Here is a 17,009-nt window from a genome sequence, read left to right as displayed (position 1 = left end):
GGGGCAACCCCCGGACCCCCGGCCGGGAGGTCGGCACGCCTCGGAAGTGTCAGTTCGGCCCCGTAGAATCACCTCGTGGCAGGACGGATCAACGACGAGGACGTGAAGGCGGTACGGGACGCGGTCCCGATCGACGCCGTGGTGTCCGAGTACCTCCAGCTGCGCAACGCGGGCGGCGGCAACCTCAAGGGACTCTGCCCGTTCCACGACGAGAAGTCGCCGTCCTTCCAGGTCAGCCCGAGCAAGGGGTTCTTCCACTGCTTCGGCTGCCAGGAGGGCGGCGACACCATCACGTTCGTGATGAAGATCGACCACCTCACCTTCTCCGAGGCGGTCGAGCGCCTGGCCGCCCAGGCCGGCATCACCCTGCGCTACGAGGAGGGCGGGTACAACCCCGCCCACCAGCGCGGCGAACGCATCCGCCTGGTCGAGGCCCACAAGATCGCCGCCGAGTGGTACGCGGAACAGCTCGCGAGCAGCCCCGAGGCCGACACCGGCCGGATCTTCCTCGCCGAGCGCGGCTTCGACCAGGCCGCCGCCCTCCACTTCGGCGTCGGCTACAGCCCCCAGGGCTGGGACCACCTCACCCGCTTCCTGCGCGGCAAGGGCTTCACCGACAAGGAGCTGATCCTGTCCGGGCTGGCCCAGGAGGGCCGCCGCGGCCCCATCGACCGCTTCCGGGGCCGCCTGATGTGGCCCATCCGCGACATCGCCGGCGACGTCGTCGGCTTCGGCGCCCGCAAGCTCTACGAGGCGGACAACGGCCCCAAGTACCTGAACACCCCCGACACGGCGATCTACAAGAAGTCCCAGGTGCTGTACGGCATCGACCTCGCCAAGGCGCACATCGCCAAGAGCAGCCGGGCCGTCGTCGTCGAGGGCTACACCGACGTCATGGCCTGCCACCTCGCGGGCGTCACCACCGCCATCGCCACCTGCGGCACGGCCTTCGGCGGCGACCACATCAAGATCCTCCGCCGGCTGCTGATGGACAACGGCTCCGCGCGCGTGATCTTCACCTTCGACGGCGACGCGGCCGGCCAGAAGGCGGCCCTGCGCGCCTTCGAGGACGACCAGAAGTTCGCCGCCGAGACCTACATCGCCATCGCCCCCGACGGCATGGACCCCTGCGACCTGCGCCTCGCCAAGGGCGACGAGGCGGTCGCCGACCTGGTCGAACCCCGCACCCCGCTCTTCGAGTTCGCCCTGCGCCAGATCGTCGACCGCTACGACCTCGACACCCCCGCCGGCCGCGCCGCCGCCCTGGACGAGGCCGCCCCGATCGTCGCCCGCATCAAGAACAGCGGCGCCCAGCACGAGGTCGCCGTCCAGCTCGCCGGCATGCTCGGCATCCTCGACACCCAGTTCGTCGTCAAGCGCGTCGGCCAGCTGGCACGCTGGGCCCGCGAGCGCGGCGGCAAGGGCCCGGCACCGGGCGGCAACCGCGCCCCCCAGCCGTACGAGGCCGCCCCCCGCCCCGCCACGGGCGGCCCCGCCCTCACCCTGCGCAACCCCGTCTACGCGACGGAACGCGAACTGCTGAAGCTCGCCCTCCAGCGCCCGGAGCTGGTCGCCCCGGCCTTCGACGCGTACGGCGTCGACGAGTTCACCGCCGCCCCCTACGCCGCCGTGCGCCAGGCGATCCTGGCCGCGGGCGGCGCCGAATGGGGCATGCGGGACCCGCAGGACTACCTCGTCCGCGTCCGCGAGGCCGCACCGGACGACCAGGTCCGCGCGATGGTCACCGAGCTGGCCGTCGAGGCGATCATGCGCAAGACGGTCGACGAGGTGTACGCGGGCGCCCAGCTGGTCACCGTCCGCCGCCGCGCCGTGGAGCGCCGCATCCGCGACATCCAGTCCCAGCTGACCCGCCTGGCCGCCGGCGGCGACCCCGCCCAGCTGGCCGCCGTACAGAACGAGCTGTGGGTCCTCCAGCAGTACGACCAGGCGCTACGGGAGCACGGCGCCGCCGCCCTCTGACCCGCGCCCCTCGAAGGTCGGCGCCAGCGCCCGGATCAGCCGGTCCGCGAACTCCCGCTCGCGCTCGGCGAACTGGGGGTACTCGTCGGCGAAGTGGTTCCACTCCACGAACCCGACACCCTCGACCACGTCCTCGAAGAGCACCGTCTCCCGGTACGGGTACGGCCACTCGCCGGACAGCCGGAACACCTCGTGCAGCAGCTCGTAGGGCAGCGGATGCCGCTCGGCCAGCAGCACCGCGTCGTACAGGTCCTTGCCCTGCGCGTACATGTCGTTGACGATCCACATCAGTTTCCACGCCAGCGACAGCGCGGGCGTGGCCGCGCGCACGGTCCCGCCGCCGGGCAGCCCCACCGGCTCCGGCGCCTCGGGCAGCTTCTCGTTGAACACGAAGTCCAGCTGGACGTGCCCGCCGGGCAGCCCGGGCGCCGACCACGGCAGGATCATCCGCCGGCCCGGCACCCGCTCATACGTCCAGATGTCCTCCACGACCGCGCCCGCCGCCGCGATGCCGAGACCGTCCCCGGACGCCTCCTGCGCGGCCCGCGCGATGCCGTCGAGCATGCGGGCCGTGCGCTCGTCGTCGATGTTCCAGGTGTCCGGTACGACGACGAAGTCCAGGTCGCCGGGCTCACGCGCGGCCCCGCCGAACCAAGCCGCCATCAGCACACTGCCGCGCAGCACCAGCGAGTCGACCCACTCCGACTGCGCGATCGCGCCCAGCACGAGGTCCAGGGCCCGGTTCCGGGCCGCCCGCCACGCCGTCCCGCGCTCGGGGTCGTCGAACTCCGGCTCGGACGCCCGGTAGGCGTCCTGATGGTGCTTCATGGCCGGGTCGAACACCCGGTGCTGACGCACGCCGTCGTCCGGCACCCACACCAGCGTCCTCGGCAGATCCTCGTCCCTCATCGCCGTGCCTCCCCTTCCGCCATCTCCTCGATCCACCCGTCGTCCACCGACAGATCGCTGTCGTACAGCACGAACTCCCGTTCCACGGACAGCACTTCGCGATCCGCCAGCTCGGCCAGCAGCCGCTCCAGCGCCCGCCCCGCCTCCGCAGCGGTCACCTCCCGGCACCGCTGCGTCACGAACCGCTCGTGCCGCCCGCGCCCGAGCACCCGCCGTGCGTTCCACGACAGATGCGCCCGGTGCGGCACGACCCGCGCGGCCAGCGCGTCCAGGTCCGTGTCCGCGGCGAGCAGCAGCTTGAGATGGTGCTCGAAGTACTGCCCGCCCCCGCACGGCCCCGCCGGCACCTCCGGAGCCCACGGCACCGACTCCACCTTCACGCGCACCGGCACGAACCCGTCCGCCCGCAGCGCCGCCACCACCCGCTCCGCACGCGCCGACTCCTCGGCGTACGAGGCCGATCCGGCCAGCGTGAGCATGGGCTGGACCCGCATCCGGCCCCGCGCCAGCACGATGTGCGTCAGCTTCGGACCGGCCGCCGCCGCCCAGCCGCGCAGCCGCTCCGCCTCGGCGGGGCCCGCGCAGTCGACGGTGACATGGGTTTCGTACAGGAATCCGGACATCGCAGGATCGTCGCAGATCAACGCCCCGTAGAGCACCCGGATTTGCCTCGACCGGTCACCACGCGGTCACGGACCGGACTCAAAAAGTCACCGCACGCCCCTCGTGGCGGTGATGTGTCGTACCCCACACTGGGTTCCGGTGCCTGAGTCCTCGGAGCGCGGCCGATCCGTCCCCCACGGGTCCCGGATCCCCGCGGGCGCGCTCATCGCGTACGGGACGGACAGCGGCGAGGCCGTCGACTCCGCCCCCGAAGAACCGCTGCCGTACCCCCCAGCAGCGATCATCCTGGAGGTCGCCCCCGTGCAGACCCAGACCCTCGCCCAGACCGACAGCACGACCGGTACCGGCGGCGCCGACGGCTCCGAGCCCGACGCCGAGACGGACGTCCTGGTCGCGGTGCCCCCGCAGAACCGGGCCGCGCACCACCCGGAGGCCGAGCCCCTGGCCCCGGCCGAGCCCGAAGGCCCGCCGGCCGACCCCGCCGAGCCGCCCGCCGAGGCGCTCGAAGCCGTGGAGGCGCCCGAGCCCGTCGAGCCGGCCGCCCCCACGCGCACCGAGACCGGCGGCCCCTCCGCGGACCTGTTCCGCCAGTACCTGCGCGAGATCGGCCGCATCCCGCTGCTCACCGCCGCCGAGGAGGTCGAGCTGGCCCGCCGCGTCGAGGCCGGGCTGTTCGCCGAGGAACGGCTGAGCAACGCCCCCGACCTGGACAGCGAGTTGGCGCTCGACCTGGACCGGCTGGTCGTCATGGGACGGATGGCCAAGCGGCGGCTCATCGAGGCCAATCTGCGGCTCGTGGTCTCCGTCGCCAAACGGTACGTCGGACGCGGCCTCACCATGCTCGACCTCGTCCAGGAGGGCAACCTCGGGCTGATCCGCGCCGTCGAGAAGTTCGACTACGCCCGCGGCTACAAGTTCTCGACGTACGCCACCTGGTGGATCCGGCAGGCCATGTCCCGCGCCCTCGCCGACCAGGCCCGCACCATCCGCGTGCCCGTCCACGTCGTCGAGCTGATCAACCGGGTCGTCCGGGTGCAGCGCCGCATGCTCCAGGAGCGCGGCCACGAGCCCACCCCCGACGAGGTCGCCGCCCAGCTGGACCTGCCGCCCGAGCGGGTCAGCGAGGTGCTCCGGCTCGCCCAGGAACCCGTCTCGCTGCACGCGCCCGTGGGGGAGGAGGACGACGTCGCGCTCGGCGACCTCATCGAGGACGGCGACGCGGCCTCCCCCGTCGAGTCGGCCGCCTTCCTGCTGCTGCGTGAACACCTGGAGGCCGTGCTCTCCACCCTCGGCGAGCGCGAACGCAAGGTCGTCCAGCTCCGCTACGGCCTCGCCGACGGCCGCCCCCGCACGCTGGAGGAGATAGGCCGTCTGTTCGGCGTGACCCGCGAACGCATACGGCAGATCGAGTCCAAGACCCTCAACAAGCTGCGGGACCACGCCTTCGCGGATCAGCTGCGGGGCTATCTGGACTGAAGGGGGGCCGCACGCCGCGGCCCCCTTCGTCCTTCTTCCTAGTCCACCTCGGCGACCGCCTCCGCGAACTGGGCCTTGTACAGGCGCGCGTACGCCCCGCCGGACTCCAGCAGGTCCGTGTGCGTGCCCTGTTCCACGATCGAGCCGTTCTCCATCACCAGGATCGTGTCCGCGTCCCGGATGGTCGACAGCCGGTGCGCGATCACGAACGACGTCCGCCCGTGGGCGAGTTTGGCCATCGCCTTCTGGATCAGCACCTCGGTGCGGGTGTCGACCGAGCTGGTGGCCTCGTCGAGGACCAGGATCACCGGATCGGACAGGAACGCCCGCGCGATGGTGATGAGCTGCTTCTCACCGGCGCTGACCCCGGTGCCCTCGTCGTCGATCACCGTGTCGTAGCCGTCGGGCAGCGTCCGGATGAACCGGTCCGCGTGGGCCGCCCGAGCCGCCTCCTCGATCTCGCCCCGGGTGACCTCGCGCGCCGCGCCGTACGCGATGTTCTCCGCGATCGTGCCGCCGAACAGCCAGGTGTCCTGGAGCACCATGCCGATACCGGCGCGCAGTTCGTTGCGGGACATCCGCGCGATGTCCACGCCGTCGAGGGTGATGCGCCCGCCGGAGACGTCGTAGAACCGCATGAGCAGGTTCACCAGCGTCGTCTTGCCGGCGCCGGTCGGGCCGACGATCGCGACCGTGTGACCGGGTTCGACGGTCAGCGAGAGGTTCTCGATCAGCGGCTTGTCGGGGTCGTAGCGGAACGACACCTGCTCCAGCGCGACCCGCCCGCGCAGCTCCTCGGGCCGGACGCCGTCCACCGGGTCGGGCTCCTGCTCCTCGGCGTCGAGGAGTTCGAAGACCCGCTCGGCCGAGGCGACACCCGACTGCACCAGGTTCGCCATCGACGCGACCTGCGTCAGCGGCATCGAGAACTGGCGCGAGTACTGGATGAACGCCTGCACATCGCCGATCGACAGCGAGCCCGACGCGACCCGCAGCCCGCCGACGACCGCCACCAGCACATAGTTGATGTTCGACACGAAGAACATCAGCGGCTGCATCATCCCGCTGTTGAACTGCGCCTTGAACCCGGCCTCGTACAGCGCCTCGTTCTGCTCGGCGAACTGCTTCGCCGACTCGTCCTGCCGGCCGAACACCTTCACCAGGGTGTGCCCGGTGTACATCTCCTCGATGTGCGCGTTCAGCTTGCCCGTCGACCGCCACTGCTGCACGAAGTGCGGCTGCGACCGCTTGCCGACGCGCGTCGCGACCACCGCCGACAGCGGCACCGTCACCAGCGCGACCAGCGCGAGAATCCACGAGACCCAGAACATCATCGCCAGCACGCCGATGATCGTCAGCAGCGAGTTGATGAGCTGGCCCATCGACTGCTGGAGGGTCTGCCCGATGTTGTCGATGTCGTTCGTCGCCCGGCTGAGCACCTCGCCCCGCTGCCGCTTGTCGAAGTACGACAGCGGCAGCCGCGACAGCTTCGTCTGCACGTCCTCGCGCATCCGGAACATCGTCCGGTTGACGGCCCGGTTCACCAGCCGCGTCGCCACCGCCATGAGCACACCCGCGACCAGGAAGGTGCCGAGCGCCAGCAGCAGCACGTCCCCGACCGCGCCGAAGTCGATGCCCTCGCCGGGCGTGAAGTCGGTGCCGCTCAGCATGTCGGCGGCGTCGCCGTCGCCGCGCTGCCGCATGGAGTCCAGGACCTGCTCCTTCGAGGCCCCCTCCGGCATCCGCCGGCCGACGATGCCCGCGAACACCAGGTCCGTGGCCCGGCCGAGGATCTTCGGCCCGACCACGTTCAGACCGACGCTGACCACCACGCACAACAGCAGCGCGTAGATCGTGAGGCGCTCGGGTCGGAACTGGGCGACGAGCCGCTTGCCCGAGCCCTTGAAGTCCATCGAGCGCTGATCGGGGCCGCCCCCGGCCATCATCCGCCCCATCGGCCCGGCCATCAGGCAGCCTCCGCTTCCGTCAGCTGGGAGAGCACGATCTCCCGGTAGGTCTCGTTGTCCGCCATCAGCTCGTGGTGGGTGCCCGAACCGACGACGCGTCCCTCGTCGAGGACGACGATCCGGTCGGCGTCCCGGATGGTCGACACCCGCTGGGCGACGATCACCACGGTCGCCTCCGCGGTCTCCCGCGCCAGCGCCGCGCGCAGGGCCGCGTCCGTCGCGTAGTCGAGGGCGGAGAAGGAGTCGTCGAACAGATAGATCTCCGGGCGCTGCACGAGCGTACGGGCGATGGCCAGGCGCTGGCGCTGGCCACCGGAGACATTGGTGCCGCCCTGGGCGATCGGCGCGTTCAGCCCGCCCTCCAGGCCGGACACGAACTCCTTCGCCTGGGCGACCTCCAGCGCGTGCCACAGCTCCTCGTCCGTGGCGTCCGGATTGCCGTAGCGCAGATTGGTCGCGACCGTCCCCGCGAACAGATACGGCTTCTGCGGCACCAGCCCGACCGTCCTCGCCAGCAGCCGCGGGTCGACGTCGGCGACATCGACGCCGTCGACCAGGACCTGACCGTCGGTCGCGTCGAACAGCCGCGGGACCAGCCCGAGCAGCGTCGACTTGCCGCTGCCGGTCGAGCCGATCACGGCGGTCGTCTCACCCGGCCTGGCCACCAGATCGATGGCCTTCAGCACCGGCTCCTCGGCACCCGGGTAGCGGAAGCCCGCCGCCCGGATCTCCAGATGCCCGCGCCGGCGCAGCTCGCGCACCGGCGCGACGGGCGGCACGACACTGGAATCGGTCTCCAGGACCTCCTGGATCCGCTCGGCGCACACCTCCGCGCGCGGCACCATCATGAACATGAAGGTGGCCATCATGACCGCCATGACGATCTGCATGAGGTAGGCGAGGAAGGCCGTCAGATCGCCGATCTGCATGCCGCCGCTGTCGATGCGGTGCGCGCCGAACCACACCACCGCGATCGACGACAGGTTCACCACGGTCATGACCACCGGGAACATCAGCGCGAGCAGATTGCCGGTGCCCAGCGAGACCTCGGTGAGGTCGGCGTTGGACTTGCGGAAGCGCTGCTCCTCGTAGTCGTCGCGGACGAAGGCGCGGATGACGCGGTTGCCGGTGATCTGCTCGCGCAGCACCCGGTTCACCGTGTCCAGCCGCACCTGCATGGCCCGGAACAGCGGGCGCACCCGCCGCACGATCAGCGTCACGGTGATGCCCAGCACGGGCACCACGGCCACCAGCACCCCCGACAGCGGTACGTCGAGGCCGAGGGCGAGGACGATGCCGCCGACGCACATGATGGGCGCCGACGCCATCAGCGTGAACGACATCAGGACCAGCATCTGGATCTGCTGGACGTCGTTCGTCGTACGGGTGATCAGCGACGGTGCTCCGAAGTGACCCACCTCACGCGCGGAGAAGGACTGCACGCGGTCGAACACGGCCGCCCGCAGGTCCCGCCCCAGCGCGGACGCGGTGCGCGCGCCGTAGTACACGGCACCGATGTTGCACACGACCTGCGCCAGCGCGACGCCGATCATCAGGCCGCCTTTGGACAGGATGTAGCCGGTGTCGCCGTTGACCACACCGTCGTCGATGATGTCCGCGTTCAGGGTGGGCAGGTAGAGCGTCGCGCAGGTCTGCAGGAACTGGAGCAGGAGCAGGAGGGCGATGGGTTTCTTGTAGGGCCTGAGACAGGTCCGCAGAAGTCGTATGAGCACGCTGTGTCTCTCGGAGTCGGCGGGCGGGCGGAGTCGGCGGTCGGGGCGGTTGGTTGCCCCTGGCCCCTATCGTCGGTCACTCCACCCGTGTTACCTCAACCGATTAACCCAACAGACTGCCCCGTTGAGCCACGAGCTGAAACGCTCAACCTTCCACGGACCGCCCGCGTCTTTCTTCAAGAGGGCCGTCGGCTCCCCGGGCCGGGCTACAGCCGGAACGCTCCCGGATGGGTCTGCTCCCGCACCGACACGAACTGCTGGCGCACCGCCTGCCCCACCGCCAGGTCGTCGCCCGGCTCCAGGACCTGCGCGGCCGCCCCCTGCCAGGCCGGCGGATTGCGCGGATCCAGGGTCCCCTGCGAGACACCGAGCGCCCACGCGGCCTGCCGGGCCGCACCGATCGCCGCGTAGTCGGCGGGCTGCGGTACGACGATCTGCGCGCCGAAGAGCGCCGGCGCCGCCGACTGCACGGCCGACAGCTCGGCCGCCGCCCCCAGCAGGAAGACCCGCCGCACCTCCACGCCCCGCCCGCGCAGCACGTCGAGCGCGTCGGCGAGCCCGCACAGCATCCCCTCGAAGGCGGCCCGCGCGAGATGCTCCGGCTTCATCGACTCGCGCCGCAGCCCCGCGAGCGTCCCCGCCGTGTGCGGCAGGTTCGGGGTGCGCTCACCTTCCAGGTAGGGCAGCAGCACCAGCCCGTGGGAGCCCGGCGTCGACTTCATCGCCAGGTCGGACAGGCTCTCCAGATCGGGCAGCCCGAGCAGCTCGGCGGTGCCGCGCAGGGTCCGTACGGCGTTGAGGGTGGTCACGACGGGCAGGTGCATGCCGGTCGCGTCGGCGAGCGAGGTGATCATCCCGCTGCTGTCGACCAGCGCCTCGGGATGCACGGCCATCACGGAGCCGGAGGCGCCCAGCGACACGACGGCGTCGCCGAGCCCGATCCCGAGGCCCAGCGCGGCCGCCATGGTCTCCCCGGTCCCGGCGGAGATCAGCAGCCCCTCCGGGGTCGTACCGGCCGCGTCGGACGGCCCGATCACCTCGGGCAGCATGGCCTGGTGACCGAGCGCCAGCTCGACCAGGTCGGGCCGGTAGCCGCCGGTCGCGGCCGACCAGTACCCCGTGCCCGACGCCCCGCCCCGGTCCGTGGTCCGGCGCACCGGCCGCCCGAGCAGCTGCCACACGAGCCAGTCGTGGGCCTGGAGCAGGACGGCGGTGCGCGCGGCGGCGTCGGGTTCGGTCCTGCTGAGCCAGCGCAGCTTGGTCACCGGCTGCGCGGCCTGCGGCACGCAGCCCACGGCCTGCGCCCACGCCTCGCGCCCGCCGAGGGCGTCGATCAGATCGGCCGCCGCGACCTGCGCGCGCTTGTCCCCGCCGACGATCGCGGGGCGCACGGTGTTGCCCTGGGCGTCCAGCGGGACCAGCGCGTTCTGCTGGGACGAGACGCCGATGGCCTGCACACCCTCCAGGAGGCCGCCGCCCGCGGCCTCGCCGAGGGACAGCAGCCAGGCCTGCGGATCGACGTCGCTCGGGCGCGTGCCCTCCGGGCCGTCGACGGGATGCGGTGCGTAGCCCTGCCGGAGCACGGCACCCGTGTCCGTGTCGCAGACGACGATGCGAGTGAAATCGGGCGAACTGTCCAACCCGGCGACTATCCCCATGGCTCAGATTTTGCCGCATGACCGTGCCGGTTCGGGCAGGGGAGACCGTCGGTCAGGTGTTGCTGGTCCCCCAGTCGTCCTCGGACGCGTTCGCACCGCGCTCGCGCAGGGAGCGGACGCGGTCCGCCACCGAGTCCGGGACACGGTCGCCGAGCTTCCCGCTGACCGCGTGGTACGCCTTGCCCGCGTACTGGCGGCCCTGCTGGGCGGCCGTCTCCGCGGTGTTGCGTACGGCGGGGTTCTGGGCGAGTCGGCGTGCTGACTTCCTCAGCTGCTCGTAGCGCTCGCGGCCGGCCCGCGTGCCCAGCACGTAGCCCAGGGCGAGTCCGGCGACGAACGTGAGCTTGTAGCGCATGACGGCCACCCTTCCCTCGTGGGGGAGTCTCGTGGGGAGTACCGATTGGCAAAGCACCCCCCTGCTTGCGCTAATGTATGTGTCGCAGCGAGCGGGCGCCCCCTGGCGAATACCCAGGTAGGTACGTTCGATGCAACGAGGCATTCCTCCGTAGCTCAATTGGCAGAGCAGCCGGCTGTTAACCGGCAGGTTACTGGTTCGAGTCCAGTCGGGGGAGCTCGGTCCTCCGTAGCTCAATTGGCAGAGCAGCCGGCTGTTAACCGGCAGGTTACTGGTTCGAGTCCAGTCGGGGGAGCAGTGAACGAGGACCCCTCAGGGGTCCTTTTTCATGTCCCGGGGAACCGCCCTGCCCAGGGCGTAGTCCTCAAGGTCATGCGAAGCCGACCATCCGAGGCAGGAGATCGTATGAGCGGCTATGCTGCGGCAGACGGCGCGCACACATGTACGCGACACGCCGCTATGGGGCGGTAGCTCAGCCGGTTAGAGCAGCGGACTCATAATCCGTCGGCCGTGGGTTCGAGTCCCACCCGCCCCACCACCGCTGGTCGGCGCAGGAACGTTTTCACCTGTGCCGTAGCGTCAGCCCCTCCGCGCCGGAGGGGCTTTCGTCGGTTTCGGGGCCGGGTCATGGATGCGGTACCCGTTCGATCGCCACCATCGCCGCGTCGTCCCCCAGATGGCCGCCCGCGTGGCGCAGCAGGTCCTGGCACAGGTGGGCCAGGAGCGCGTCGGGGCCCTTGCCGGAGCCGGTGAGGGCGCGTTCCGTCAGCGGGTAGAAGGTGCCGTCCCCGTCGCGGGCCTCGATGACGCCGTCCGTGTAGAGGAGCGCGATGTCGCCGGGTTCGAAGGCGAACGTCTCCACGGACAGTTCGGTGTCCACGAACTCCGTGAGGCCCAGGGGCGGGGCCGGTCGGCGCACCTCCAGCCGGCTGATCCGGCCGCCGCGCAGCAGCAGGGGCGGCGGGTGCCCGCAGTTGATCAGGCGCAGGGCCGGTTCGTCGTCCGGCACGTCCAGCACGGCGGCGGTGATGAACGCCTCGCCGTGGGCCTCCGTCCGGTTCTCGCCGGCCGCCGGGTCGTCCAGGTCCGAGGAGACGGTTCCCTCCAGGAAGGTGACCAGCGAGGACAGATCGGCCTGTTTGTGGGCGGCGGCCCGGAAGGCGCCGAGCAGGAGGGCGGCGTCCCCGACCGCCTCCAGTCCCTTGCCCCGGACGTCGCCGATGACGATCCGGGTCCCCTCCGCCGTGCGCGCGGCGGCGTAGAGGTCGCCGCCGATCTGGGCCTCGCGCTCGGCGGCCAGGTAGACCGAGGCGATGCGCAGCGGGCCGATCCGGTGGGGGAGCGGCTTGAGGACGACTTCCTGCGCGGCGGTGGCCACCGAGCGCAGCCGGCTCAGCTCCCGTTCGTGCCGCTCCCGCCGGGCGGCGAAGGAGGTCACGAACGCGGACATCAGGATCAGGGTGATGATCTGGACGGAGTGGTTCAGGTCGAAGAGGTCGGTGCGCACCGCCCCGAGCACGGCCTGAGCCAGGACGGCGAGCGCGCCGACGTACGCCGTCGTGCGGGGTCCGGCGAACGACGCCGTGACGGCGGGCGCGGCGATCAGGAACGGGCCGAGGTGGACGCTGGCCGGAGCCAGCACGTCGAGTGCCGTCACCGCGGCGATCAGCGCGATCGGCACCGCCAGCAGCGGATGGACTGGCTCCCGTGGCGCGCGGCGGGCCGTGCGGAGTCGTCGAGGAACCATAAGTCCTGGATACACCGTTTTGTGCGGATCATGCCTGCGCTACGGGACCGCCCGTCCGCCGTGTCGCCCGTCTTCGAGGGTGCCGGCGCCCGAGGCCCCCCGCCCCCGGCAGGCCACGGCCCGCTCATCCTGCCCGGGGCGACCTGTGGCGACGACGGTTCGCCGGTGCCGTCAGCGGGCTGCGCGGCGGCTGGTCGGGCCGTTACAGTCGGCGGGTGCGTCGCACAGCGATTCTCGCCGGTACCGAGCGGTACGAGGACCTTGAGCCCCGGCACCTTCCGCAGGTGCCCGACGATCTCGCCCGGCTGCGAACGGTGTTCTCGTCCTTCGGCTATCAAGTGGACGCCCCCTGGCTCGACCTGACGGCACATCAATACCGGACCCAGCTCGCCGCCTGGGCCCGCGGGACCGACCACGTCGACCACGCTCTCGTCCTCTACTACACCGGCCACGGCGACGTGGACACGGACAACGGCGACAGGCACCACCTGCAATTCACCGACAGCCTGTTCGGCAGGGGCGAACTCGCGGTCAACGCGCTCCAGACCGACACCCTGCCCGGTCTCCTCGCCGGATTCGGGGTCCAGCGCCTGCTGCTGATCATCGACACCTGCCACTCCGGCCAGGGCGGCGCCGATGTGATCGCGGCCCACGCCGAACGCACCCTCGCCCAACTCGCCGCCGGGGCACGGCGGACGGCGCGACTGATCACCGATCTGTCCGTGCTGGTGGCGTCCCGGGCCCGGGAATCCGCCTACGACGGCGCCTTCGCCGAGGCCCTCGAATACGCGCTGCGCGACCTGTGCCTCGGCGGCAACCGTCAGGAGGGCATCCGGCTGCGCGACATCGTCGAGCACGTCAACCGCACCTTCCGTAAACTCGGCGTCCCCCAGCACGCCGCCTGCCGCTCCCTGGTCGACGAGGGATTCGTCTTCTTCCCCAACCCCCGTTACGTGCCCGACCTCCCGGACCAGGACGAGGCCCCCGTCGATCTGGCCGAACAGCAGGCGTGGGTGACGGCCGAGGGCCTGCGCAGGCACCAGGAGCTGCTGGCCCACTTCGCCCCACGCGGCCGCGGCTCCGACGCGATCGCGACCGGCCAGTCCCTCTTCACGGGGCGCGAGGAGGTCATGACCCGGCTCGTGGACTGGGCGAACGGACATCTGCCCGCCCCCGCCGACGTCCTGGTCACCGGCGGGCCCGGCGTCGGCAAGTCCGCCGTGATCGGACGCCTCGTCCTGCTCGCGGACCCCGACAAGCGCCGCACCCTGGACGACGTCCCGTCCGACGTGCCGCTGCCCGACGGTGTGATCCACGCGGCCATCCACGCCCGGCACCGCCTCCTGGAGGACATCTGCGCCGGCATTGCGGCGGCCGCGGGCCTCCCGGACGAGGGGCCCGCGGCGCTCCAGGCGGCCCTGAAGGAGCGCGTCGAGCCCCTCTACGTGATCGTCGACGCCCTCGACGAGGCCGGCCCACCCGGTTCCACCGCCGAGCCGGCCCGCATCGTCGACGAACTGCTCCAGCCGCTGGCAGGGCTCGCCTGCGTACGGCTCCTGGTCGGCGCCCGGCCGCATGTCGCCCGGTACTTCGGCGACGGCTTCACGACGCTCGACCTCGACGACCCGCGCTGGACGGGCGCGGACGACATCGCGCGGTACGCCCGCAAGCTCCTGCTCGCGCCGGACGGTCCCGCCAGCACCAGCCCGTACGCGGCCGTCAAGACCGACTCGCTCTCGCTGGTCGCGCGGGAGATCGCCGACCGGGCGCAGGGCGTGTACCTGGCGGCGCGGCTGCTCGCCCGCACCCTCGCCCAGCAGCCGCACGCCCTCCCGGTCGACGAACCCGACTGGCGCGAGGGGCTGCCGGAGCTTCCCGAGGACGGGGCGGTCGCCGAGGCGTTCGGCTGGGCGGTCAGCAGCCGGCTGAAGGCCCGGGAACGGTACGGGCGGGCCCTGCTCACCGCCCTGGCGCTGGCGCACGGCGAGGGACTGCCCGCCGGTCCGGTCTGGCAGGCGATCGCCGGCGTGCTCACGACGGAAAGCGACACCGGTACGGACGCCAGTGCCGGTGCCGATTCCGCCGTGTCCGGCGACGATCTCCGCTGGATCCTCAAGGAGATGGCCCAGCACATCGCCGAGGACACCGACGCCGAGGGCCGGTCCGTCTACCGGCTCTTCCACCAGGCCTTCGCCGAGGAACTGCGGGCGGGGCTGCCGCCCGACACCGGCGCGCGGGTGGCCCGGGCGCTGCTGGACTGCGTACCCACCGCGCCCGGCACCCCGACCCGCGACTGGAGCGCCGCGGACCCGTATCTGCGGACGCACCTCGCCACCCACCTGGCCCAGCACGGCATGCTCGCCGAGGTCGTCACGGACCCCCAGTTCCTCGTGTTCGCGCAGGCGCAGGGACTGCAGCGCGCGGTGACGGCCGCCCTTCCCGGCATGCGGGCGGACGAGCGGCAGCAGCCGGCGGTCGCCGCCGTGGGGGCGTGGGAGCGCTGCAAGCCGCTGCTCCAGTCGGAGCCCGATCCGCGCCGGCGTGCCGCGGTGCTCGGCCTGGCGGCGGTCCAGTCGCACGCCCCGCGACTCCTGGCGGACCTCGCCGAACGCTTCCCCGACCGGCCGTGGGACGTGGCGTGGGCCCGCGTGGAGCCGGTCGCCGCCTCCCGTGCCATCGGCAGCTTCGACAGCCCGGTCCTCGCGACCGTGCCCCTGCGGGTCGACGGGCGCGTCGTGCTCGCCACGCTCCAGTCCCGCAACCGGATCCGGCTGTGGGACTTCGCGACGGGCGAGGAGGCCGGCGAGCTGACCCTGCCCGTGCGGTCGCACGCCGTCACGATGATCGGCTGCGACGACGGCCTCGGACCGTGGCTGCTCGTGGCCGGCAGGCGCTGGACGGCCGTCTGGAACGCGGAGACTGACGAGCACGCCAAGCCCTGGTTCGACAGAGGGCGCGCCGACGACTCGTTCGCGCTCGGCATGGTCGGCGGGCGGCCGGTGTTCGTGCGGATGAACCCCGGCGGCTACGGGACGGTGATGGACACCACGAGCGGCCTGAAGTCCGGCTCCCTCAGACCGCCCCGGCTCCTCCCGGAGACCAGTGACGGCAGCGTGGATCTGCGGCTGCGGTCCCTCACCTGCACCGGATCGGACAACGAGCTGATCGTTTCCGCCTGCTTCCGGCGGGACATCGTCGAAGTCGTGACCCAGACAACCCCGGAAACCGGTATCACCACCGCATACCTTGTGTCCGCCGAAAAGGACCATTTCCTGGTGCGCTGGACCCTCGAAGTGGAGGAGAAGGAAAAGAAGTGGGCCCTCAAATCGAGGGAGGAGAGGAGGACCAAGCTCGGTTCCGACGCGTTCGCCCGCTGGGCGGCCAGGAATCTCACGGTCGGTTCAGGAGTCGTACCTCCCGATCCGGCGCAACTCGTCGGGGCGTCCGCGAGTGACGACGTCCAGCCGGCCCTCCTGCCCGGCCCGCCCCCCGTCGACGACGTCCTGGTCAACGTGAACGACTGGCTCGTCCACTTCGCCGACGGCGGACGCCTGGCGGAGCCGGTGCGGACGGGAGAGGTCGCGCAGGCGGTGCTCGCGCTGCCCGTGGACCGGGACGCGACCGCCGTCGTCACCTCGACGAGCAACGGACAGCCGCTGCGCGTCTGGACCGTCCCCAGACCCACCGGACCGGACACGCCGTTCACGGCCCGGCCCCTCTCCCTCACCCCCGTGTCCAGGACGTATCTCAGGGCGGAGCGCGTGAACGACCGGGTCGTCGTCCTCGGCGCCGCTCCGGGTGACCGCGCCGTCGACGGTGACTCCGGCGAGGAACTCGCCCTGCCGCCGGACGGACCGACGGCCACGCCACGGGGTGTCCCGTCGGACGACGGGCCGCTCCCCACGGCATACGTCCAACTGCCGGGCCCGGACCTTCCCTTGACAGTGAGCGTGACCAGCGAGGGCGTCCTGGCGACCGACTCGCGCACCGGGGCGCTCCTCGGACGCCACCGGGTCCCGCTGACGTTCGCCGTCGGTCTGCGCGGCCTCGACCATGTCGCGGTGGACGTGGCCTGCGTCGCCGGACGGGCGTACGCGGCGACACTGCTGCTGCCCGGGCGGGCCGTCCGGCTGTACGAGATGCCGGGGCTCCGCAAGGCGGGCCGGCTGCGACCGCGCGCGGAGGTCGCGCGAGGCCGCTGGGGACTGGTCATGGCCCTCGGAAACTGGCGCGAGCGGCTGGTCGTCGGCTACGCGTGCGCCGACCGGCGGGTCCTCGTCCAGGACGCCCGGAACCGCGCCACGCTGCTCGACTGGCTGCCGCCGGAAGGACAATCCGTGGTGGGCCTGCGCCTGCTGACGTCCGGCGACCGGCCCGCCGCCGTGATGATCTGCTCCGACGACAGCCTCCACCTCGTCGACGCCGAGCGGCGCACGACCGTGTGCCACATCCCGCTGGGCACCCGTGTCCTGGAGTGGACCGTCGTCGCCGACGACCGCGTCGTGGTGCGCACCCTGGCCGGCCTGATCTGTCTACGGCTCCCGCACCCCGGCTCCTGAA

Annotated in this window: 10 protein-coding genes and 3 tRNA genes; 6 read left to right on the top strand and 7 right to left on the bottom strand. The window is 71.9% G+C overall.

Annotated elements, in window-relative coordinates; translation table 11 throughout:
- Positions 1-75 precede the first annotated feature (75 nt).
- Positions 76-1,980, top strand: coding sequence for a DNA primase (gene dnaG, locus ACZ5NW_RS12220; RefSeq protein ID WP_468743722.1), 1,905 nt, complete (start codon positions 76-78; stop codon positions 1,978-1,980).
- Here the strand turns inward: dnaG and ACZ5NW_RS12215 are convergent.
- Together ACZ5NW_RS12215 and ACZ5NW_RS12210 are read right to left on the bottom strand one after the other, a co-directional pair.
- Entirely contained in the window at positions 1,951-2,889 is a 939-nt protein-coding gene (locus tag ACZ5NW_RS12215; protein ID WP_468743721.1) for a nucleotidyl transferase AbiEii/AbiGii toxin family protein, read from the bottom strand. The genes dnaG and ACZ5NW_RS12215 overlap by 30 nt on opposite strands.
- Positions 2,886-3,512 carry a hypothetical protein gene (locus tag ACZ5NW_RS12210; RefSeq protein WP_468743720.1) on the bottom strand — a complete coding sequence of 209 codons (627 nt, stop codon included), beginning with the start codon at positions 3,510-3,512 and terminating at the stop codon, positions 2,886-2,888. Before ACZ5NW_RS12210 ends, ACZ5NW_RS12215 begins: the two co-directional genes overlap by 4 nt.
- A 139-nt stretch (positions 3,513-3,651) precedes the next feature.
- Here ACZ5NW_RS12210 and ACZ5NW_RS12205 point away from each other — a divergent pair, with 139 nt between their 5' ends.
- Complete coding sequence (locus ACZ5NW_RS12205; RefSeq protein ID WP_468743719.1) at positions 3,652-4,989, top strand: RNA polymerase sigma factor; 1,338 nt, start codon at positions 3,652-3,654, stop codon at positions 4,987-4,989.
- Between the two features lie 38 nt (positions 4,990-5,027).
- On the opposite strand, the gene ACZ5NW_RS12200 is transcribed toward ACZ5NW_RS12205, so the two are convergent.
- The 4 genes from ACZ5NW_RS12200 to ACZ5NW_RS12185 all read right to left on the bottom strand — a co-directional run bounded on the left by ACZ5NW_RS12200 (position 5,028) and on the right by ACZ5NW_RS12185 (position 10,702).
- Positions 5,028-6,956 (bottom strand): ABC transporter ATP-binding protein, encoded by a 1,929-nt coding sequence (locus tag ACZ5NW_RS12200; RefSeq protein WP_468743718.1) that lies wholly within the window; start codon positions 6,954-6,956, stop codon positions 5,028-5,030.
- Entirely contained in the window at positions 6,956-8,689 is a 1,734-nt protein-coding gene (locus ACZ5NW_RS12195) for an ABC transporter ATP-binding protein (RefSeq protein WP_468743717.1), read from the bottom strand. The genes ACZ5NW_RS12200 and ACZ5NW_RS12195 overlap by 1 nt, the downstream gene beginning before the upstream one ends.
- A 206-nt stretch (positions 8,690-8,895) precedes the next feature.
- Positions 8,896-10,347, bottom strand: a complete 1,452-nt coding sequence (locus ACZ5NW_RS12190) for a xylulokinase (protein WP_468743716.1) — start codon at positions 10,345-10,347, stop codon at positions 8,896-8,898.
- A 52-nt stretch (positions 10,348-10,399) separates the two neighbouring features.
- Positions 10,400-10,702 (bottom strand): YtxH domain-containing protein, encoded by a 303-nt coding sequence (locus ACZ5NW_RS12185; RefSeq protein WP_468743715.1) that lies wholly within the window; start codon positions 10,700-10,702, stop codon positions 10,400-10,402.
- Between the two features lie 144 nt (positions 10,703-10,846).
- On the opposite strand from ACZ5NW_RS12185, the gene ACZ5NW_RS12180 reads away from it, so the two are divergent.
- The 3 genes from ACZ5NW_RS12180 (at position 10,847) to ACZ5NW_RS12170 (ending at position 11,240) form a co-directional block, all read left to right on the top strand.
- Positions 10,847-10,919: transfer RNA gene (locus ACZ5NW_RS12180), tRNA-Asn, on the top strand.
- Positions 10,920-10,924: 5 nt separating this feature from the next.
- A tRNA-Asn gene (locus ACZ5NW_RS12175) sits at positions 10,925-10,997 on the top strand.
- A 166-nt stretch (positions 10,998-11,163) separates the two neighbouring features.
- Positions 11,164-11,240 (top strand) — tRNA-Ile (locus ACZ5NW_RS12170).
- Between the two features lie 87 nt (positions 11,241-11,327).
- On the opposite strand, the gene ACZ5NW_RS12165 is transcribed toward ACZ5NW_RS12170, so the two are convergent.
- Positions 11,328-12,449 (bottom strand): PP2C family protein-serine/threonine phosphatase, encoded by a 1,122-nt coding sequence (locus ACZ5NW_RS12165; protein WP_468743714.1) that lies wholly within the window; start codon positions 12,447-12,449, stop codon positions 11,328-11,330.
- A 215-nt stretch (positions 12,450-12,664) separates the two neighbouring features.
- Here ACZ5NW_RS12165 and ACZ5NW_RS12160 point away from each other — a divergent pair, with 215 nt between their 5' ends.
- A complete protein-coding gene (locus tag ACZ5NW_RS12160) occupies positions 12,665-17,008 on the top strand; it encodes a caspase family protein (protein WP_468743713.1) in 4,344 nt (1,447 codons plus the stop codon).
- Position 17,009: the final 1 nt, after the last annotated feature.

The organism is Streptomyces sp. NPDC032126, assembly GCF_055580085.1.
This window is presented reverse-complemented; position numbering and strand designations above follow the sequence as displayed.

What these genes read in the sequence shown, in the direction of transcription:
- ACZ5NW_RS12215 (WP_468743721.1), bottom strand. Translation starts at nt 2,889, where the DNA reads ATGAGGGACGAGGATCTGCCGAGGACGCTGGTGTGGGTGCCGGACGAC.
- ACZ5NW_RS12210 (WP_468743720.1), bottom strand. Translation starts at nt 3,512, where the DNA reads ATGTCCGGATTCCTGTACGAAACCCATGTCACCGTCGACTGCGCGGGC.
- ACZ5NW_RS12200 (WP_468743718.1), bottom strand. Translation starts at nt 6,956, where the DNA reads ATGGCCGGGCCGATGGGGCGGATGATGGCCGGGGGCGGCCCCGATCAG.
- ACZ5NW_RS12190 (WP_468743716.1), bottom strand. Translation starts at nt 10,347, where the DNA reads ATGGGGATAGTCGCCGGGTTGGACAGTTCGCCCGATTTCACTCGCATC.
- ACZ5NW_RS12185 (WP_468743715.1), bottom strand. Translation starts at nt 10,702, where the DNA reads ATGCGCTACAAGCTCACGTTCGTCGCCGGACTCGCCCTGGGCTACGTG.
- ACZ5NW_RS12165 (WP_468743714.1), bottom strand. Translation starts at nt 12,449, where the DNA reads ATGGTTCCTCGACGACTCCGCACGGCCCGCCGCGCGCCACGGGAGCCA.